Annotated in this window: 17 protein-coding genes; 2 read left to right on the forward strand and 15 right to left on the reverse strand. The window is 56.6% G+C overall.

Annotation, left to right across the window (positions count from 1 at the left end; translation table 11 throughout):
* Both VHE12_07460 and VHE12_07465 read right to left on the reverse strand, forming a co-directional pair.
* A partial coding sequence (locus VHE12_07460; protein ID HVZ80621.1) for an NAD-dependent epimerase/dehydratase family protein occupies positions 1 to 710 on the reverse strand: 710 nt, incomplete at its 3' end.
* A 21-nt stretch (positions 711 to 731) separates the two neighbouring features.
* Complete coding sequence (locus VHE12_07465; protein ID HVZ80622.1) at positions 732 to 2,120, reverse strand: undecaprenyl-phosphate glucose phosphotransferase; 1,389 nt, start codon at positions 2,118 to 2,120, stop codon at positions 732 to 734.
* Positions 2,121 to 2,383: 263 nt separating this feature from the next.
* Between VHE12_07465 and VHE12_07470 the strand changes: the two genes are divergently transcribed.
* Positions 2,384 to 3,271 carry a sulfotransferase gene (locus VHE12_07470; protein HVZ80623.1) on the forward strand — a complete coding sequence of 296 codons (888 nt, stop codon included), beginning with the start codon at positions 2,384 to 2,386 and terminating at the stop codon, positions 3,269 to 3,271.
* Between the two features lie 28 nt (positions 3,272 to 3,299).
* Here VHE12_07470 and VHE12_07475 read toward each other — a convergent pair whose 3' ends face one another.
* The 12 genes from VHE12_07475 to ugpC form a co-directional block, all read right to left on the reverse strand.
* The gene (locus VHE12_07475) at positions 3,300 to 4,409 is read right to left on the reverse strand and encodes a glycosyltransferase (GenBank protein HVZ80624.1); all 1,110 of its coding nucleotides are present in this window, start codon (positions 4,407 to 4,409) and stop codon (positions 3,300 to 3,302) included.
* A 21-nt stretch (positions 4,410 to 4,430) separates the two neighbouring features.
* A complete protein-coding gene (locus VHE12_07480; protein ID HVZ80625.1) occupies positions 4,431 to 4,766 on the reverse strand; it encodes a hypothetical protein in 336 nt (111 codons plus the stop codon).
* A gap of 79 nt (positions 4,767 to 4,845) precedes the next feature.
* Positions 4,846 to 6,096, reverse strand: a complete 1,251-nt coding sequence (locus VHE12_07485) for a glycosyltransferase family 2 protein (protein ID HVZ80626.1) — start codon at positions 6,094 to 6,096, stop codon at positions 4,846 to 4,848.
* Entirely contained in the window at positions 6,089 to 7,234 is a 1,146-nt protein-coding gene (locus VHE12_07490; protein ID HVZ80627.1) for a glycosyltransferase family 1 protein, read from the reverse strand. The genes VHE12_07485 and VHE12_07490 overlap by 8 nt, the downstream gene beginning before the upstream one ends.
* 67 nt (positions 7,235 to 7,301) lie before the next feature.
* Positions 7,302 to 8,723 carry a hypothetical protein gene (locus VHE12_07495; GenBank protein HVZ80628.1) on the reverse strand — a complete coding sequence of 474 codons (1,422 nt, stop codon included), beginning with the start codon at positions 8,721 to 8,723 and terminating at the stop codon, positions 7,302 to 7,304.
* The gene (locus VHE12_07500) at positions 8,710 to 9,717 is read right to left on the reverse strand and encodes a glycosyltransferase family 9 protein (GenBank protein HVZ80629.1); all 1,008 of its coding nucleotides are present in this window, start codon (positions 9,715 to 9,717) and stop codon (positions 8,710 to 8,712) included. The genes VHE12_07495 and VHE12_07500 overlap by 14 nt, the downstream gene beginning before the upstream one ends.
* A 122-nt stretch (positions 9,718 to 9,839) precedes the next feature.
* Entirely contained in the window at positions 9,840 to 10,976 is a 1,137-nt protein-coding gene (locus VHE12_07505; protein ID HVZ80630.1) for a glycosyltransferase, read from the reverse strand.
* Positions 10,977 to 11,037: 61 nt separating this feature from the next.
* Positions 11,038 to 12,291, reverse strand: coding sequence for a glycosyltransferase (locus VHE12_07510; protein HVZ80631.1), 1,254 nt, complete (start codon positions 12,289 to 12,291; stop codon positions 11,038 to 11,040).
* Positions 12,292 to 12,322: 31 nt separating this feature from the next.
* A complete protein-coding gene (locus VHE12_07515; GenBank protein ID HVZ80632.1) occupies positions 12,323 to 13,747 on the reverse strand; it encodes a flippase in 1,425 nt (474 codons plus the stop codon).
* Positions 13,744 to 14,508 (reverse strand): dolichyl-phosphate beta-glucosyltransferase, encoded by a 765-nt coding sequence (locus VHE12_07520; GenBank protein HVZ80633.1) that lies wholly within the window; start codon positions 14,506 to 14,508, stop codon positions 13,744 to 13,746. The genes VHE12_07515 and VHE12_07520 overlap by 4 nt, the downstream gene beginning before the upstream one ends.
* Positions 14,495 to 15,361, reverse strand: a complete 867-nt coding sequence (gene rfbD, locus VHE12_07525; protein HVZ80634.1) for a dTDP-4-dehydrorhamnose reductase — start codon at positions 15,359 to 15,361, stop codon at positions 14,495 to 14,497. Before rfbD ends, VHE12_07520 begins: the two co-directional genes overlap by 14 nt.
* A 124-nt stretch (positions 15,362 to 15,485) precedes the next feature.
* Entirely contained in the window at positions 15,486 to 16,592 is a 1,107-nt protein-coding gene (gene ugpC, locus VHE12_07530; GenBank protein HVZ80635.1) for a sn-glycerol-3-phosphate ABC transporter ATP-binding protein UgpC, read from the reverse strand.
* A 193-nt stretch (positions 16,593 to 16,785) separates the two neighbouring features.
* On the opposite strand from ugpC, the gene VHE12_07535 reads away from it, so the two are divergent.
* Positions 16,786 to 17,991, forward strand: coding sequence for an O-antigen ligase family protein (locus VHE12_07535; protein HVZ80636.1), 1,206 nt, complete (start codon positions 16,786 to 16,788; stop codon positions 17,989 to 17,991).
* On the opposite strand, the gene VHE12_07540 is transcribed toward VHE12_07535, so the two are convergent.
* Positions 17,930 to 18,637 carry a glycosyltransferase family 2 protein gene (locus VHE12_07540; GenBank protein ID HVZ80637.1) on the reverse strand — a complete coding sequence of 236 codons (708 nt, stop codon included), beginning with the start codon at positions 18,635 to 18,637 and terminating at the stop codon, positions 17,930 to 17,932. The genes VHE12_07535 and VHE12_07540 overlap by 62 nt on opposite strands.
* Between the last annotated feature and the right edge of the window lie 17 nt (positions 18,638 to 18,654).

Below are 18,654 nucleotides of genomic sequence, written 5' to 3' on the forward strand. Positions count from 1 at the left end.
CCCGTCCCGATATTGAAGACGTCGTTGTGCGGGTGGTCCAGGGCCAAAAGGTTGGCCCGGGCCACATCCTTCACATAGACATAGTCCCGGACGTTGTAGCCGTCGCCGAAGATCACGAATTCCCCGCCATGGAGCATGCAATGGGTGAAGATGGCGACCACGCCGCCTTCCCCCAAGGCGTCCTGCCGCGGACCATAGACATTGGCATAGCGCAGAACGACGAATTCCAACCCGAAATTCTGGGCGAAAACATCCGCGTAAATTTCAACGGTGTATTTACTGGCCCCATAGACCGAAAAAGGACGGGCCCGTTGGGTTTCCGGAAAGGGCTTATCGGTCATCTCCCCATACTGGGCGCCACCCGAGGAACCATAGATGAACTTCTTCACCCCGGCCCGGCGGCATAGGTCGAGCAGGAGGACCGAGCCCAGCACATTGGTCTTTACGTCGAAATAAGGGTCCTCCAAGGACGCCTTCACCTTGATCTGGGCCGCGTGATGGTTGACCACCTCGATCCCCTCGTCCTGCATCAACTCTTGGAGCTTGTCGTCCAGGATGCTCATGTTATGGAACTTGGCTTTGGGGTTCAGGTTCTCCTTCTTGCCGGTGGACAGGTCGTCCACGACCACCACCTGGTGGCCCGCCTCCAGGTAGGCGTCCACCACATGGCTTCCGATGAACCCGGCCCCGCCGGTGACCAGTATCTTCATGCCCGTCCTCTCTTTTCCCGCTCAATAGGCATGTTCATGCTCCAGGATGTCCAGAACGGTGCGTGCCAGGATCTTGATATCCAACAGAAGGCTCCAATTCTCGATGTAATAGATGTCGTATTTCACCCGCTCCTCCAGGGAGGTATTGCCCCGTAGGCCGTTCACCTGGGCCCAACCGGTGATGCCGGACTTCACCTGATGCCGTTCAAAATAACGCGGGATCTCCTTGTGGAACTTCTCCACCAGGCCGGGCACCTCGGGGCGGGGCCCCACCAGGCTCATGCGCCCGGTCACCACATTGAGCAACTGAGGGATCTCATCCAGGCTGGTCTTGCGCAGGAAGGCCCCGAAGGGCGTCACCCGGGGATCGTTCTTCTTGGTGAAGGCCACGGTCTCCGAACCCACCGACATCGAGCGGAATTTCCTCATGTGGAAGACCCGGCCGTCCTTTCCTACCCGTTTCTGATGGAAAAGGACCGGACCGGGCGAGGTGAGCTTGATCCCAATGGCGACCGTGATCCAGACCGGGCTCAAAAGCACGATCCCCACCAGGGATAGGACCAGATCGAAGGTCCTCTTGATGGCCCGGTTATGCCAGGCATTCAAGGGCGCTTCCTTCATCTCGAAGATGGGCATTCCCATCAGCACATCGCTCTCCACCGGGTTGGTGATGAGCCCGAAGAGGTCCGAGACGATCTTGTAGCGGGTTTGGGTGGCTTGGAGCGCCACCAGCAGAGGGACCAACTGTCCATGGGCCGGGGCCGGCAGGGCGAAAATGACCTCTTCCGGAGCGGTCTTTTGAAGGATCGCGGTAAACCGGGAGATGGGCCCCAAGACCTTATGGCCCTCCACTTCTCCGGAACGCTTCCCTTCCGAAACCACCCCAATGACCCGGTAACCCAGGCCCGGATTATGACGGATCCTTTGGAGCAGAACCCGGGCGGTTTCGCCGGTCCCAGCGACCAGGACCCGCGTCACCCCGATGCCACGCCTTCTCAGGACGACCTGGACCCGCCGCAAGAGGGTCCGCTCGGTCCAGACCCCGGCCACGATCAATCCCGCCGAAAAACCGATCACCAAGCGGGAGAAGGCGAAGAATTTGACGAGGAACGTGCAGGCCGCGATGACGATCGTGGCGGCCAGGGCGGCCAGGAAGACCTTGGACAGTTCGTCCACTCCTGAGATCCCGCGGCGACTGCGGTAAAGACCCATATACTTGAAGGCGACCAAATGGACGATCACGAAGAAAAGGAGGAAGGACCGGTAGTGGGGATAATCGGCGTGGCCGCCCGTTCGCAAGAGACCCGAATCGAACCTCAGCCAGTTCGCCAGCAGGAAAGAGCCCGCCACCAATGAACCATCCAAAACGAAACTGATCAGGGAAAAAAGGGAGGGGAGGCGAAGCTTCATGGACCCTCAAGCGGGTGGATTTTCGGGAACTGATTATATCGTAGCCGACCAACTCATAAAATCCTTATGCTTCGCAAGACGTTCCGAAACCAGTCCCGCCTCACCCGTTCGGATCACCGGCCGCAGAGGAGCGCGAAGAGGATATGCCTTAACCCATGACACTAGGAAACCATTGGGTTATAACAGAGAAAGCCCCAAATCCTCGGCCCATCGCCGGACGGCCAAACCTCCTGGCCGATCTTTCTCAAGGAACGGAAGGACAAGTGAAACCCAACTTTTTCATCATCGGCGCTCCCCGTTGCGGGACCACGGCCCTGAGCCAATACCTATCCCAGCACCCCAATGTCTTTTTCAGCGATCCGAAGGAACCCCATTACTTCGATTTTGATTTTCATCACTCCAAAATGGAAAAAAGCACCTACATGTCCCTTTTCGACAAAGCCGATCCGGCCCGCCACTTGGCCATTGGGGAAGGAAGCACCAATTACCTACATTCGGAATGCGCCGTCCCGGAGATACTGAAATTCAACCAAGAGGCCAAGTTCATCGTGATGTTGCGCAATCCGATCGACCTCGTTCAATCCCGTCATTCTTATGGGCTCTTCGTCGGAGAAGAGAACATTCGGGATTTCGAGGAGGCCTGGAGGGCCGAAGCCGATCGCCGGGAAGGACGACGGATACCCCTTGCCACAAGCGAAAAAAAATTCCTTTATTATCACGACTTCGGGAAGATCGGACAGAAGATCGATGTCCTGTTCTCCCGCGTCGACCGGGCCAAAGTGAAGGTCATTCTCTTGGAGGACATGATCGAAGATCCCAAACAAGTTTACGAGGATGTGTTGACCTTCCTAGGCCTGCCATCCGATGGCCGGACCCACTTTCCCAAGATCAATGAGAACCGACAGGTCCAATCGATCCCGCTGCAAAGGATCTATTCCCTTATCGAAATGGCAGCCATTCGCTTCAAGTCGCTTATCGGGTGGAAAGGGAGGTCCGGTATCCTGGCGTTCTTTTTCAATCGAAACATCCGTTTTGAACAACGCGACCCCATCTCCGATGAATTCAAAGCAGAACTTAAAGAATTCTATCGAGAAGATGTCCAAAAACTCGAAAAGCTCCTGGAGAGGGACCTTTCCCACTGGGGCTTTTGATCCCCATGCCGCTGGATCGATGACCGATTCAGACCTTGTTATCGGGAATGGCGGGGATGCCGTAAAGGCGCCGGAAATAGACCTGGATCTTGAAAAGGAACCTCTCCCTGGAAAAAGGCTTGGCCCTTTCGCGCAAGGCCTCCGGATCGAAGGACATCCCCTCGAAACGCTCTAAAGCTTCGCCCAGGGCCGCCAGGGTCTGTTCCCGGAAAAGAACACCCGTCTCCCCGTCCTTCAGGGTATCCATGACGCCCCCTTCCCCAAAGGCAATGACCGGGCATCCCGCGGCCAAGGATTCAACAGGTACGATCCCAAAATCTTCCTTGCCGGGAAAAAGAAGGGCCTTCGCCCTTCGATAATAAGAAGCCACTTCCTCGTCCGAGGCTTGGCCCTTGAAGGTCACCGTAGGACCCGCCAAGGACTTTAAACGCCGCTCTTCGGGACCCCGACCCACGACGACCAAGGGAAGCTTCCTTTCGGTACAAACCCGGACCGCCAGGTCGACCCTTTTGTAGGGCACCAGGGCGGAAAGGACCAAATAATATTCCCCCTGTTCTTTGGGCCCTTGGAACCGGCCCACCTCCACCGGCGGATGGAAGACCTGGGATTCCCGCCCGTAAAGGCGCTTGATCCGCCCTTGAACCTCGGTGGAATTGGCCAAAAAGTGCGTCACCCCTTCGTTGGATTTCAGGTCGCAACGTTGGAGGTAGGGACGGACGAACTTGGCCGGCCAGCGCACCCAGGGAGAGGTCGAAGGCCCGAAATAATCGTCGAACAGGTCCCAGATGTAGCGCATGGGGGTATGGCAATAGCAAACGTGGAGCACGTTCTTGGGGTTGCGCACCCATTTGGCGCAGGCCGAACTGGAGGAAACGATCAGGTCGTAGGAGGAAAGGTCGAAGCCGCCCATCAATTCCCAATAGAAGGGCAGGTAGTAGGGATAGCGGGTCTTCCCGAAGGGCAAACGTTGGAGGGCCGAGGTGATGACCCGGCGGCCCTCAAAAAGGTCCCCGAATTTCTCAGGGCGGTAAACGAGGGTGAAGATATCGGCGCCGGGGAAAAGCTCCATCAGGCCGGACAGGACCTTCTCCCCGCCCCGCATGCCCGTCAACCAATCGTGGACCAAGGCGATGCGCAAGTCGTTATCCTGGGGTCTGGATCAGAAAACAAAGAGGTTCAGGACGAAATAAAGGAGGATCGCCAAAAGGGCGACCACGACCAGGGAGGCCAGGATCCGGTACCAGTCCCACTGGAAGCGGAATCCGCCCTCCACCGGGTTCAAGGTCTGCCCGTCATTTTCCTGCATGTGGGAGCATTGATCGGAAGCGAAGGACTTGGAGGCCCAGGAGGCGTCCCAGCAACGGCGGCAGACACGCTTTTGGCAACGGGGGCAGGGAGCGTAGCTCTTGGGATAAAGGGTCAGCTTGGTGCCGCAGATCTCACAGCGATTCGGATCGCTGATAACGACGGATTCTTTCTTTACGCCCTTGGCCAAGGATCTTTCCCCTTCCCAGAAGTGGCCCCGAGTTTAACCCCGCGAAAAACATTTTCCAACCGGCAATTCACCGGTCCCCTCATTGCCACTCCAGGACCTTCAAGCCCACCAACCGGCAATAGGCCAGGGACAAAATATTCAGCAGGCGGGACATGGGAACGTTGTCCGAGACCACCCGCCCGCTCACCAGCCCAAGGATCTCCCGGTCGGGCACCTTTCGTTTTTCCTGGAGGACCCGTCTTTTTTCCAGGACCAGCTTGGTGTGGAATAGGATCCAACCGGCGGCCAACAGGGTACCCACCAATGTGCTGAAGCTCATCACCAGGCCCTTCAGCGTCAGGAAAGCGCACTCCAGGAACATCCAAGGGATGATCTTCCAGAGGTTGCCCCCTTCCAGGAAAAGAAGAAGGTTCAACCACCGGTTGCGGTTGGACCAAAAGACCCTTTTCCATCCCGGTTCGTCCTCCCCGGGACCCACCGACCTGAATATCTTCGCCTCGGGGTTCCAACCCGAAAAGCGGCCCGACGCACGCATACGCCAGCCCAGGTAAGCCGCCCCCCCGAACCACCCATAATCCTCGTCGAAGGGTCCCTCCGGGGCCAGGAACCGTGGATAGATCCAGGCACCCTCCGGGGGGCAAAAGACCAGGCGCTCGTCCGGCCAATAGCCTTTGATGGGACGGCCCAAAAAGTTCAAGGTCTGGTCCCATTCCCCGCCCTGTTCCCGCTTTCCCTCCTCCCCCAGGGGGAAGGAAGCCATGACGCCGAACTTGGGCCAATTGGCCTGGAATCCGGTGACGAGTTTTTGGAGCCAGTCGGGTTTCACCACCACCCCCGGATCCACGATGGCCACCAGATCGCCGCCGGCGGTCTTGACGCCCAGGTTGACCGCCATGGTCCGCCCAAAGATCTCCTGGCACTCCAGGACCTTGACCTGGGGGTAATTGGAGCGCACGAAATCGACCGTCGTATCCTCGGAAGCGTTGTCCACCAGGATGATCTCGTCGGGCGGATAAGTTTGGGTCTTGAGGGCGAACAAGCAATGCCAAAGCCGGTCCACCTCGTTGCGGGCCGCCACCACCACGGAGACCCGCGGACGGGCCAGGGACATCTCGAATTTCTGTTCCATCCGCCGAAGGTGGGAAGTTTCCGGGAAGTCGGGGAAAGGGGGCTCGGGAAGTTCCTGGTTCAGGTCCTTGAAGATCCGGCCGGAAAGGCGACGGGGCTTTTTCCGGGAAGGGCCCCCACCGGAAGGCCGCACGGTCCTGGAGCGGGCCTTCCGGGACCCGGCCGGCGCCTTGGGCCCTTTTTTGCGCCGGCGTTCAGCCATGGGTTTGGACGGCCAGGCGGAAAGCGGCCAGGGTCTGTTTGGCGGAGTTCTCCATCTTGAAGAGGCCGACCCGGGTCCGGCCTTTTTCCCTCAGGAGCCTGCCGAACTCGGGTTCGGTGACGATCCGTTGCATGGCCAGGGACCAATCAGGGACCTTCGTCGGGTCCACCAGCCAAGCCGCATCCCCCACCACCTCGGAGAGAGCGCCGGTATTGGAACAAATGACCGGCGTGCCGCATCCCATGGCCTCGAGGGCGGGAAGCCCGAAGCTTTCCCGGACCGACGGGAGGAAAAAGGCATCGGCCCCCGAGTAGAGGGCGGGCAGGTCGGGGCTGGCGACCGAATCGATCCACCGGACCCTTTCGACGACCTGGGGCGCCAGGATGAATTGGATGAAATCCTCCCCGATCCAACCCCGGGGGCCCGCCAGCACCAATTGATGGTCGGTCTTGACCCTTTGGGTGAAGAGCAGGAAGGAATGGACGAGGCGAAGGAGGTTCTTGCGCGGCTCCAGCCGTCCCGTGAAAAGGAAATAGGGCTTGTTCAGGCCGTACTGCGACCGGAGATTCTGGACCTGGGCGGTGGAAGCAGGCTTCAGGAAACTCTCGGGGACGCCATAAGGCACCACCCGCACCTTGGCCTCGGTGAGGCCCGAGAAGTGCTTGATCAACTCGCGCCGGTTATATTCGGAACAGGTCAGGACCAGGTCGGCCTTGGCGATCTGCTTTTGGAGCTCCGGCACGAAGGTCTGGAATTCCTCCGGATCGGCCATTTCGGGCTGGGTCAGGCAGGTCAACTCATGAAGGAAGAGGACCTTTTTCCCGTGTTTTTGCGGGATGGGCATTCCTGTGGGATAAAAATAAAGATCCGCCGGGCGTCCGATCAGGCTCTCCAGGGCCGGCGTCCCCAGGGTGTTCCAGGTCAGCCGCAAGGCGGCCCAGGGATAGTGGGTGGCGCTGACCGCCACGAAACGGTTCTCACTGACCCGCGCCCTTTCCTCGGGCGAGGGGCTGTTCAGCCAGACGTAGAGCTTGTCCTCTTCCAGGATGTGGGACAAGGCCTCCAAAAGGTGGGTCAGGTACCATCCCACCCCTTTGCGGTCCCCCAAAAGGCTGGTCCCATCGATGCCGATGATCAAGAAAAGTTCTCCAAGGTGTCCATAGGCCGGACTGACAACAGCCCAGTATACAAGGGGGGTCTTGGTTTTAAAGGCCGGAGTGGCCGACGGGTTTCCGGGCGGTCTCCCGGAGAATGGAGAAGTGACGTCCATTGATGCTCAAATCCTGCACAGGTTCGGCGCGAAAACCCTGCTCGATCCAACGTTTGCGGTCCAAAGGCAAAGCCCTGTATCCATCGTCCTCGATCAAATAAAACTCTTTTCCCTGAAACGGTGTCTGACGGTCCATATAAAAATTGAAATAAAATTCGCGGTCATGAAAAACATACCAGTCGTTCGCGCCGCCCAGAACGGGTAAGGGATCCTGGGGCACGGCTTCTTCGATCTCGGAGATTTCTCTTCCGAAATCAAATGAACGGTTCATATAAGCGATCATAAGATATTGCGGCGCCAAGAGAACCAACCATCCGATCAATAGCCATCCGGTCCGGCCCAGTCTTTCTGCCATCTGCAGGGTCAAGAGCAGGAAAGCCGGAAAACAAAAAATGGCGTAATGAAAATTCGGGTGGCGCAAGATCAGCGAAAGCAGGAACGATAGACCGAACAGGGCGGTCAAAAATAGATTCGAACGAGCCAGCCCCTTCTTGAAATAAAAAAATACCGCAACCAAAAAAACGGCAAGTTCCGGAAGATGTCTCAGAAATTTTGTTTGGAAGAAGTAAACGAATAACAGGTTCGGAAACTGCCCGCCTCTTGGGGAGTTGCTTTGAAGCAAGAAAGATGGTAACCGGGCCAGAACATCGGCATGCAGCCAAACGAAATAAGCAACGCTCAAGACACCACCTAGGAGTATGGGACCGACGACGCTCCATGGCTTTTTAAGCCAATGTCCCAAAAATTCCCGTCCCCCAAAAACGACCGCCAAAACGTAGGAAAGAGCGACCACACCCCCGGTTGGGTGGGTCTCTGCGGCCAAGCCAATGACCAACGAACACAGGAAATAACCACCACGAAGGAACAAAAAAGCGGCAAGAGTCGCCAACATGAAGATAAAGGACTCAGGTCGGGCGCAGACCGAGACCGAAAAAAAGGGTTCGAATAATGGGGCCGAAGCCACAAAGGCAAAGATGGACCCTGCCGAAAACCCGAAAAACTTCAAAAGGGGGACCCAAAGGGCGATCCCGACCAAAAGAAAGGCCAAAGGAAGGATATGACCCGTGGTTTTGGTCCAACCCAGGTTATCCAAAACCACAGCCGTAATCCGAGCGTAGGTCTTCCCAAAATACTGAACCCCCGCTTGGTCCTGTGTATAACCCGATACCCGGTCGACCACGATGCCGTGGTGAGCATAATCGTAACAATAAGCAAGAGACCAAGCGTCATCGGAATCATCGGGTCGGTACTTCCCGCCTTGAAGCCACACCCAAGCCAGGACAAAGATGGCCAAAAAAAACGCGCTTAAAGTACGGACGGAGTGTGGGACGGAACGAAAGAACTCAATCTTTCGCATTCAATATCCCCTTCGCCTCGGCCAACACCCTTTCAACCCCGATATCCTCCAAACAAATGTTCCGCGAACACTTGGCATAGTTCCGCCCATCATAACAAGGCCGGCAGGGAAGCTCTTCCCCACCCCATAGGGAATGGACGAGACCACCCAACGGGACTTTTTCCGAAGGGATGGTGGGGCCAAAAAGGGCCAGCACCCTCGCCCCCGCCAGGGCGGCCAGGTGCATGGGCCCGCTGTCATGCGTCACGACCAATCGGCATTTGCCATAGACGGCGATCAGATCGGTCACCGTGGTCTTCCCCACTAGGTCGACCACACCCAAACCCTTGAAATATTCCAAGATCCAGCGGTCGGACTCGGCGCCGGTCAGGACGACCTGATATCCACCGGCCAAGAGCTTCGCCGCCAATTCGGCGTAATGTCCGACCGGCCACCGCCGCAAAGAATCATCTCGGAGGATGTTCTTAGCGCCACCGGGAGCGAAAGCGATCAAGGGATGGCCATCAGCGGGTATCGCCTTCTCGAGTTCCGGGTCTAAAGACGGCCGAAGCGGCGCTGGTCGGAAGAGACGGCCCGTCGGATAGTCCTGGCCCAGGATCAGTCGGGCATATTCATCACCATGGTAGCGACCCGGAACAAGATTGAGGCGATCATCGAACCCACGACGCTCTTTCGCCCTCGCCGTCACGCTCAGCCACCGATAGCGGCGGTCCGAATGTCCTGTAACGACCAGGTCGAAGGACCGCAGGAACAATCGGGCCCAGACACCTATCAGAACTTTAATTTTTTCAGCAAGATTCCCGCGCAAAAGTCCGACGTCGTCCACACCGATGACCTCATCAACGTGGCCGTAAACCCTTAAAAGAGGCTCGACCGTGCGTCCGCAAAGCCAGGTGATATGGGCGTTGGGCCACCGGTCTCGGGCAGCCTCTACCCCGGAAAGGGCCATGACCACGTCCCCGACGGCTCCGATCTTGATGACGAGCACTCTCATTTTCGGTCCTTTTTCAGGTCCCATTCTCAAAAGCGCCAAAAACACTCCCATATCGCGCGAAAACAACAGCTCGTCCCGCAGATCAGTACCGCCGAGCCCTCATGAAAATATTCTCATTAGAATCATCCAGGCGCCGCCATTCGCAAAAGAACATCCGCATTTTCTTTCCATGTGTGGCTATGCGCAAACGAACGAAGCTTCTCTCGGTCCGGTTCCTCCCGCAAGGCGTCCCGAATTAAGTTCGCAAACTCCATTTTGTCCAACGCGAGTCGTACCGGGGCTTTCAAAAGCTCCAATTCCTTCCAAAGGGTGCAGACCGAAGGCAAACCAGCGGCAAGATATTGCAACAATTTGATGGAACTTACCGAATCGGTCCTTTCTTCTCTTTTGAAGGGGATTATCCCAACTTGTGAGAAGGCCATATAATCGGGAACATCGTTGTATGGCCGCGGCCCAAGATAATAGACGTTAGGAAAACGGCTCAGGGAGCGCAAATCCAATTCAGAAGGACCGATAACGACGAAAGAAACATCCGATAGTCGAGAAGCACAAAAGGTCAAACAATCCAAATCAAACCAGTCCCTCAAGACCCCCACATAAAGGGCCCTTGGCCTTGGAATGATCTTCAGGTCCTCCGGCTCCTTATGGGTTTTTCCGGCAAAGTGGTCATATTCGACGCCATTGGGCATATAGAGGACTTCGCGAAACCCAAATTCTCGCAAAAGCTTTTCACGCAATGGCGCGGAAGTCGCGACAGCTCGGTCGCATTTGATAGCGGCAGTCTTCAAGAACCCCTCGAGGCTTCGGGGAGTCCCTGAAAAACCCATAACATCGTCCGTGATCCGAAAGATGGTACTGCGGGCCTCAACACGGCCTACCAACGGAACAAACCGTGGATCTCCAACGAAAAAAGCATCAAAGGGCCCTCGCGCACGTAACCGACTTAAGAGATTCGGGAACGACCAATCGACCTGTTTCTTCGCCACCCAGACCCGATCCAGCAGAGGTTTTCGGGTATAAGGAAGGAGGGTAAAAGGCACGTAAGTAAATAAACCCTCGTTCCACTTTCTCCCACCCTCCAGCCAGTTCCGAGCCCGTTTGAACAACTCGTTCCTTTGTGGAGTGAAAAATTGGCTCAGATGGAACGGCGTCAGGTAGGATGAAAAATATGTCACTAAATGACCGCGACTTGATATTTCACGAGCCAAGGCATGGCAACCAACCTGCGAAACAGAATCGTAGTGGGTATGTTCCGCCATAAGAATATTCAAATTCCAACCATGCCTATCTCGATCTTAAGTTCCTTCTCGGGCGATCTCCTCAACTACCGGGATCGATCGTGTTTTTATCTATTAACGATCGATAATACCCAAAAAGGACCTCGGCTGCCCTTCGTCGATCAAAATATTTTTCGACCCGCTCCCTTCCGGCGCTTCCCATCCGCGGCCAATCTTTTGGATTTTCCAAAAGTCTTTCCAAATTTTGAAAAAGTCCCTCAAAGTCTCTTTCCGCCGACAAATATCCCTCAACTCCATTCGTGATAAGCTCGGGAATCCCACTATGATAAGTGCTAAGAACTGGCAACCCCATCGCCATTGCCTCTTTCAAAGTAACGGGCATCGCCTCAACGTCTCCGTCGAGAGCCGTCACGCTGGGCAATAAGAAAATCATCGCCTTTTCCAGTATTTCCAAAGCCGCTTCCTTAGGTTTGGCCCCATGAAAGGTCACTTCGGTGGACAAGTTTTGTCCAATGACCAATCGCCGCAATTCTGCCTCTAAGGGCCCAGATCCAATAATGTCATAGGAAAAAACCAAATCGGGCCTTTTTCTCTTAAGGTTTCCCAATGCCATCAGGGTGGTCGAATACCCCTTCTTTTCGACCAGCCTCCCAATTGTCGCCAAGCGTACAGGATCCCCGGGAACCGGTCGTCGCATCTTGTAGATAAGTCTTTCGCAATCAACACTTAGGTAATACATTCCGATACGATCCCGCGGGCATCCCATATCGATCAATCGATCAACAAAGAACTGACAGGTCGTCAAAAACAGATCCATCTTTTTGAAAACGTAATCATAACAATGGTTACCGCGTTCCTTTACAAAACGAGAAAGATCAAAACCGTGAAAAGTAACGATCTTTTTAGGTTGAACAGGCCCCAGAGTTTCCAATCCAACGGCATAGAATCCCATGTTCCCAAACTGGGAATGGATGACATCGAGTGAAATACGTTTACTTCTGAAAAAATCACGAAACATCAATATTTTGACCCTTTCTTTCCAGGTCAGCGGCCCCCACAGTTTCGTTTTATTCCAGCCTTTCAAAAGCGATAACAAAAAGAGAGGATGACTTTTCACGAATCCGAGGATCTTCCAAAAGCGGTTGCCGTTCTCGAAAAGGTAATAAATCCTCACCTTTGTTCTTTCAGGAAGAACTCCATCGATCTGATCCCTATTAGGTTTGTGGATGGAAAAAACCGTAACCTCACAACCTTTGCGGACCATGTCCATTACATCGTCTAAAATGAAAGTCTCCGAAATAACCGGAAACCTATCGACAATTACACCGACCTTCAAAATTCCACCCCCATTTTAATTCCCGCCATGGTCAGACTTTGGTCAACGATTTCAAACTAGACACATCCTCCGAATCAAACGCCCGGAAAACCCAAAGACACAAAATATAAATCAACGGCCCTGCAATTATCCAATAAAGTCTTGGATCCCTAAAAATCCCCGAACCCATAACTGCAGAAGCAAGGATACTTGCCACCATCCCCCTGCCAACCCCGAATTTCGAAAAAAGAAGATAAGACCGCACGATCCAAAGGACCCATCCCAAAAAGAGCATTTCGCAGGCGCTGGAGACCCAGGCCGCACCCATGAGCCCCCAATGTGGAATGGCATAAAAGTTCGCGGCCACGTTCAAGATGAACAAGGTCATAAAAACCGTGGTCAGCCGTTTGACATCCTTGACCGCCAAAAGATTGACCGGCGCCTTGGAAGCGAAATGTAAAACGATCGATATCGCCAAAACCGAGAAAGCCGGGCCGGCTCCGGAATAGCGCGATCCTAGCAGGACCGTCATCAATGGCCCGGCCAAAAGAAAACCGCCCACCGTAATGGGAAGTCCTGCCATGATGAGGAATTTCAAGGACCGGGTCATGACCCGCGCTATTTCATCCGGACGGTCCCTGACAATGGAGTAGACAGGTAATGTAGCGATCCCGAAATGATCCGAAAGCATGAAGACCACGAAAAGGAACCGTCCAGCCATGTCGTAAAGGGCGACCATCTCATTCCCGGAAAAACTTTTGAGGATGACCGCATCCACCCGGTAATAGAGCATCTGGAAGGTGCCAAAAGCCGCAAAGGGGATCGACCGCACAAGGATCCCCCACATATCCTTCCAGCGGGCTTCTTTCCAATCGACCCGCCAGCCTTGTTTGCGTCCATGGGCCCAAAGGAAAACCAGGCTCAAGGCGGAAGCCGCAACCCAGACCCAACAAGCTCCCACCATCTCCCCGCCCAAATAGGCAACAGCAACGATACCTGCCATCCTAAGGAACGCGCCGCCCAGCGAGACCAAACCCGTATAAGCCATTTTTTCATGGGCTTGGAAAAGCATGATGTACCCATTGGAAGGAGCCTCGAAGATAAGCCTCAGTCCCATCACGAGCAAGGCCGTGCAAAGAACCGGTTCATAGTGGAGTGCGGGACCAACAACTGCCAAAACCACCAAGCTCACAAGGGTCGTCAAGATGCGGACTTGGATGATGTTCCGTAAATAAAAATTGGAAAGCGACCGGTCGTGGGAAACATCCCGGACCGCCAAGGACCCGAAACCAAGGCCGGTCAGGGTGCTGAGGATCATGACCCAGTTCACCGCGATGGCGTATTGGCCGTAATAATCCCGGCTCCAATAGCGGGCCAGGACCAGGAGGGTCACCCAGGTGAAGACGCGGGACAGGATCTCGGCGCTCGAAAGGGAAAGGGAGTTCCAGGTGACCCGGCGGGCCCGGCCTTCGCTCATGAACGGACCCTGGTCTTGGTCACCGGGCGTTCATAGACACCCTTCAGGTCCTTCCACCGGATGGAAAGCAGTTCCACCAGCGTCCCGAAATAGTCCCCCAACCGCACCTTGGAGTAGGGCGAATTGAACCATTGGACCGGGACTTCCTGGATCGGGAACCCAAGCTTGTGCGCCAGGAAGAGGAGCTCGAAATCGAAGCCGAACCGTTCGATGGTCTGCCGGGGGAAAATGACCTTTGCCGCTTCCCGGGTGAAGGCCTTAAAACCGCATTGGGTGTCCCAGATCCCCCAGACCACCAGGACCTGGATCACCAGGTTGGCCGCCCGGCCCAGCACCTGCCGGTAAAGGGGTTGGGGGACCTTCACTTGGGACCGGTCCACCGCCCGGCTCCCGATCACGACCGGGATGCCTCTCTTGAACCAAGGCCTGAACTTCTCGTATTCGGACAAGGGCGTCGCGTTATCCGCATCCATGAAGAGGACCACATCCCCTTGGGCCTCCAAGGCGCCCATCCGGACCGCCGCGCCCTTGCCCCGGTTGATGCCTTGCGCAAGGACCCTCAGGGCCACGGCCCCCTTTACCTTTTTTCCGGCCTTTTCCACGGTCTGGACGGTCTTGTCCTTCGACCCGTCGTCCACCACCAGGATCTCCGCCCTGAGTTTGGAACGGCGAAGATAGGCCAGGGAATCCTCCAGGGTCTTGCCCACCCTGGCTTGCTCGTTGAAAACAGGGATGATCACGGAGAGGTCAAACCGCCTCAAGCGGGAACTCCTTCGTCATGTATTCCGCCAGGGCCTCTTGCCAAGGGCGGATGGGGACCCCCAGGACGGACTGGGCCTTGGAAAGATCGAAACAGGAGTTCATGGGACGCTCGGCCGGCCGGAAGACCTTATCGCTCTTCACGGGGACCAACTCGCAAGGCGGGTTGCCCAACCGCACCTTGATCTCCTTGGCAAAGTCGAACCAGGAAGCCTTTCCGCTGTTGGCGAAATGATAGGTCCCGAAAGGAGCCTTCCGTTCGAGCAGGTCCAGGATGAATTGGGCGATATCCCCCGTATAGGTCGGGCTCCCGACCTGGTCCCGGACCACCTCCACCCGGGTCCTTTCCTTGAACAAGGCCGCCATGCGTTTCACGAAATGATCGCCCCGGGGGCCATAGACCCAGGAGGTCCGGACCAGGTAATGGGACGGCGCCCCGGCCGCCAGTTTTTCGCCCTGGAGCTTGGTGCGGCCATAGACGTTCAGGGGGCCCGTCGCGTCCGTCTCCACATAGGGGTCCTCCTTCTTGCCGTCGAAAACATAATCGGTCGAGAAATGGACCAGGATCCTGCCCAAGGCCTGGCAGTATTTGGCCATCCAGCCGACCGCCGTCCCGTTGAGGGTCTGCGCCACCGCGAACTTGGAGGGTTCCTCGCAGGCATCGACCCGGGTAAAGGCCGCGCAATTGACAAGGACGTCGAAACCGTTGGTCTTGAAGAATTTCTCGATGGAAAGCGGAAAAAGAAGGTCCAGTTCCTCGTGGGAAGGGGCCAGGACCTCATGGTTCCGGGCCCGGAAGGCCTCGGCGACCCGGGAACCCAGCATACCGGTGGAGCCCAACAAAGCGATCTTCAAGGGTCGACCCTCGCGACTCGGGACTGGGACAGCGGAACGTCAAGGAATTCTACCCACAAAAAAGAAAACCGGGGCGTTTTTCCGCCCCGGTCCCCTTTGAGTCGACGATGGTACGGCAAAAGGCTCAGTTGGTCAGGCACTTCTCCGTTTCACGGTCGAAGATATGGGCCTTCTGCATGTTGAAGACCAACTCGATGTCCTGGTTGATCTCGATCTGGTCGTGGCTGTCCACTTTCGCGATGAAGGGGCTCTTGCCCGTCGTCAGGTAGAGATAGGCCTCGGCTCCCAGGGGTTCGATGATCTCCACCGTCGCGCTGATGGTGTTGTCGGGGGAGGCATTGGCCGCGTCCATCTTGTCGTGGATGTCCTCCGGGCGGATGCCCAGGATGACGTCCCGGCCCACGTGGCTTTCCACCTGCGGCGTGAAGGTGTCGGGCAGCTTGATCTCGAAGTTCTCCTCGTTGAAATAGATGCCCGTGCGCTTCTTGTTGAGGGTGCCTTCCATGAAGTTCATGGCGGGGGTCCCGATGAACCCGGCCACGAACTTGTTGACGGGCTTTTCGTAGAGGGTGATGGGATCGGCGATCTGCTGGACATAGCCATCCTTCATGACCGCGATACGGTCGCCCATGGTCATGGCTTCCAGCTGGTCGTGGGTCACGTAGATCATGGTCGCCTGGAGCCGGGTATGGAGCTTCGAGATCTCGGCGCGCATCTGGACCCGGAGTTTGGCGTCCAGGTTGGAAAGGGGTTCGTCGAAGAGGAAGACCTTAGGCTTGCGGACGATGGCGCGGCCCACGGCCACGCGCTGGCGTTGTCCGCCCGAGAGTTCCTTGGGGCGGCGGTTCAGCAGTTCCTGGATGCCCAGGATGTTGGCCGCCTCATAGACGCGCTGTTTGATCTCTTCCTTGGGATACTTGCGCAGCTTCAACCCGAAGGCCATGTTCTCGAAGACCGTCATATGGGGATACAAGGCGTAGTTCTGGAAGACCATCGCGATATCGCGGTCCTTGGGAGGGACGTCGTTGACCAGGGTGTCGTCGATGCGGATCTCGCCGCCCGAAAGTTCTTCCAACCCCGCCACCATGCGAAGGGTGGTGGATTTGCCGCAGCCCGAGGGGCCGACCAGCACCAGGAATTCCTTGTCCGCGATCTCAAAATTGACGTTGTTGACCGCCACCACATTGTTGCCGTAGACCTTGTTGACGTTCTTCAGGACGACCTTCGCCATGGACTTCCTCCAGTAGTGGAACCAAGGCTCCCCGGAATGGCTCGGGAAAGCCGCAGTACCCTTTTCACCCAAGGCCCTTCTTTCCTCCCTGGGGGGACTCAAAGCCGGGGTATTTTCACACCCGCGAAAGGGACTGTCAACGCAAGAACCCGGCGGGCTGTCGCATTTGTCCCGCCGATCCTATAATCCGTCCATGTCCCGTCCCCTCCATTGGGCGATCCTCGCCTTCGCCTTCACGGCCGTCGCTTCCATCGCCCTCCAGAACGTTCTTCTGGCCGCGATCGCCCTGCTCTTCCTTTGGGAAAGGCACCGGAACCCCGGAAGGTCCCCTTGGCCCCGGAACCCCTTCACTTGGGCGACCCTGATCTTCCTCGTCTCTTTTTACCTGGGCGCACTGGTCGGCGTGGACGCATCGGAAAGCTTCAAGACCGTCCACAAATATCTCACCCTCCTGATCATCTTCGTCATCGGGGCGGTCCCCTTCACTTTTCCGGACCTTAAACGGACCGTCCGGGTCCTGGTCGCCGGCGGGACCCTTTGCGCCCTCTACGGGATCCTTGGGGGACATTTCGTCCAACACCTGGACCGGATCACTTCCTTCTCCGGGGACAAGATGGTCTTCGGAGGGATGTTGATGGTCTGCCTCCTGCTCCAGCTCTGGCTCCTGAAACAGGATCCCCGGAATGCCTGGGGTTGGGCCTCTCTGCTGGTCTTAGGGATGGCCCTTGTCCTGACCGAGACCCGGGGCGCTTGGCTGGGGCTGGTGGCAGGCTTCCTGCTTTTGGTCTGGAAATGGGACCGAAAATGGCTTTGGGCCGGCTTGGCCGGCCTCGTGATCGTCCCCTTCCTGCTTCCGGCCCATTGGAAGGACCGCCTGGTGAACACGGTGAATTTCTCCGTCACCTATGATTCAGCCCACCGTCCCGTGGCCGCCAATGAGACCCGGATCCTCATCTGGCTGGCGGGATGGGAAATGATCAAGGACCACCCCCTGGGTGTCGGCCAAGGCAACGTCAGCGTGCTGTTCGACCACTATGTGGCGGGAACCCCGATCGCGGAACGGGAACCCAATGTTCCCCACCTCCACAACGATTTCCTGCAGATTTTGGCGCAGAACGGCTGGCAGGGGTTGGCGGTCTATCTGGTCTGGATCGGGATCTTCGGCTGGATGACCCTGCGGTTCCGGCCCCCTGGGCCGGAGGCGGCGGAGTTGAACTGGGCCCTGGGAACGGTCTTCTTGAGCGTGCTGGTCTGGGGGCTGACCGAATACACCTTCAGCCACCAATTCATGAACTTCCAATTCTTCCTTTTGGGGCTCCAGGTACGGCTCTGGAGGATCAGTCCGAAAAGCGGTAACGCAAAAGGGTCCAAAGGGCAGAAAATCCGTCCCTCCAGGTGATCTTCTTCCCTTCGGTGAACCCCCGTCCGTGATAGGAAATGGGCATCTCGTAGAGGGTGTAGCCCTTCTTCAAGAGCTTGGCGGTCACCTCTGGCTCGAACTCGAAGCGGTTGGACCGCAGGGTCAGGCTCCGCAGGATGTCCCCCTTGAAGACCTTGTAGCAGGTTTCCATGTCGGTGAGGACCGTCCCGTAAAGGACCGTCGTCACGAAGCTCAGGAAGATATTGCCCAGATAGTGGGTCAACACGAAGGCTTGGTGGGTACCCATGAAGCGGGAACCATAGACCACATCCGCCTTCCCTTCCATCAAGGGGAGCAGGAGTTTCTCGTAATCCGAAGGGTCGTATTCCAGGTCCGCGTCCTGGACCACCACATAATCGCCGGTGGTATGGGGGATGGCGGTGCGGATGGCCGCTCCCTTGCCCCGGTTCTTGGGGTGGTAATGGACCTCCATGCCCGGGAACTTGACCTTCTTCAAAAGGGCCCGGGTCCTGTCCGAGGACCCGTCATCGACCACGATGATCTGCTTTTGAAGGCCCATCAGTTTGACCGCCCAGACCTTTTTCAGGAGGGGCACCAGGGTCTTTTCCTCGTTGAAGACCGGAACGATGATGGAAAGCGTCGGTTTTTTCTTTTTTTTATCCACTTGTTCCTCCGAAGATC

Source organism: bacterium (assembly GCA_035549195.1).
Taxonomy (GTDB): domain Bacteria; phylum Oederibacteriota; class Muellerivitia; order Muellerivitales; family Muellerivitaceae; genus DASZRK01.

Coding starts and splice junctions, on each gene's coding strand:
- VHE12_07500 (HVZ80629.1), bottom strand. CDS start 9,717: ATGAGAGTGCTCGTCATCAAGATCGGAGCCGTCGGGGACGTGGTCATG.
- VHE12_07495 (HVZ80628.1), bottom strand. CDS start 8,723: ATGCGAAAGATTGAGTTCTTTCGTTCCGTCCCACACTCCGTCCGTACT.
- VHE12_07465 (HVZ80622.1), bottom strand. CDS start 2,120: ATGAAGCTTCGCCTCCCCTCCCTTTTTTCCCTGATCAGTTTCGTTTTG.
- VHE12_07505 (HVZ80630.1), bottom strand. CDS start 10,976: ATGGCGGAACATACCCACTACGATTCTGTTTCGCAGGTTGGTTGCCAT.
- VHE12_07535 (HVZ80636.1), top strand. CDS start 16,786: ATGTCCCGTCCCCTCCATTGGGCGATCCTCGCCTTCGCCTTCACGGCC.
- VHE12_07485 (HVZ80626.1), bottom strand. CDS start 6,096: ATGGCTGAACGCCGGCGCAAAAAAGGGCCCAAGGCGCCGGCCGGGTCC.
- VHE12_07515 (HVZ80632.1), bottom strand. CDS start 13,747: ATGAGCGAAGGCCGGGCCCGCCGGGTCACCTGGAACTCCCTTTCCCTT.
- ugpC (HVZ80635.1), bottom strand. CDS start 16,592: ATGGCGAAGGTCGTCCTGAAGAACGTCAACAAGGTCTACGGCAACAAT.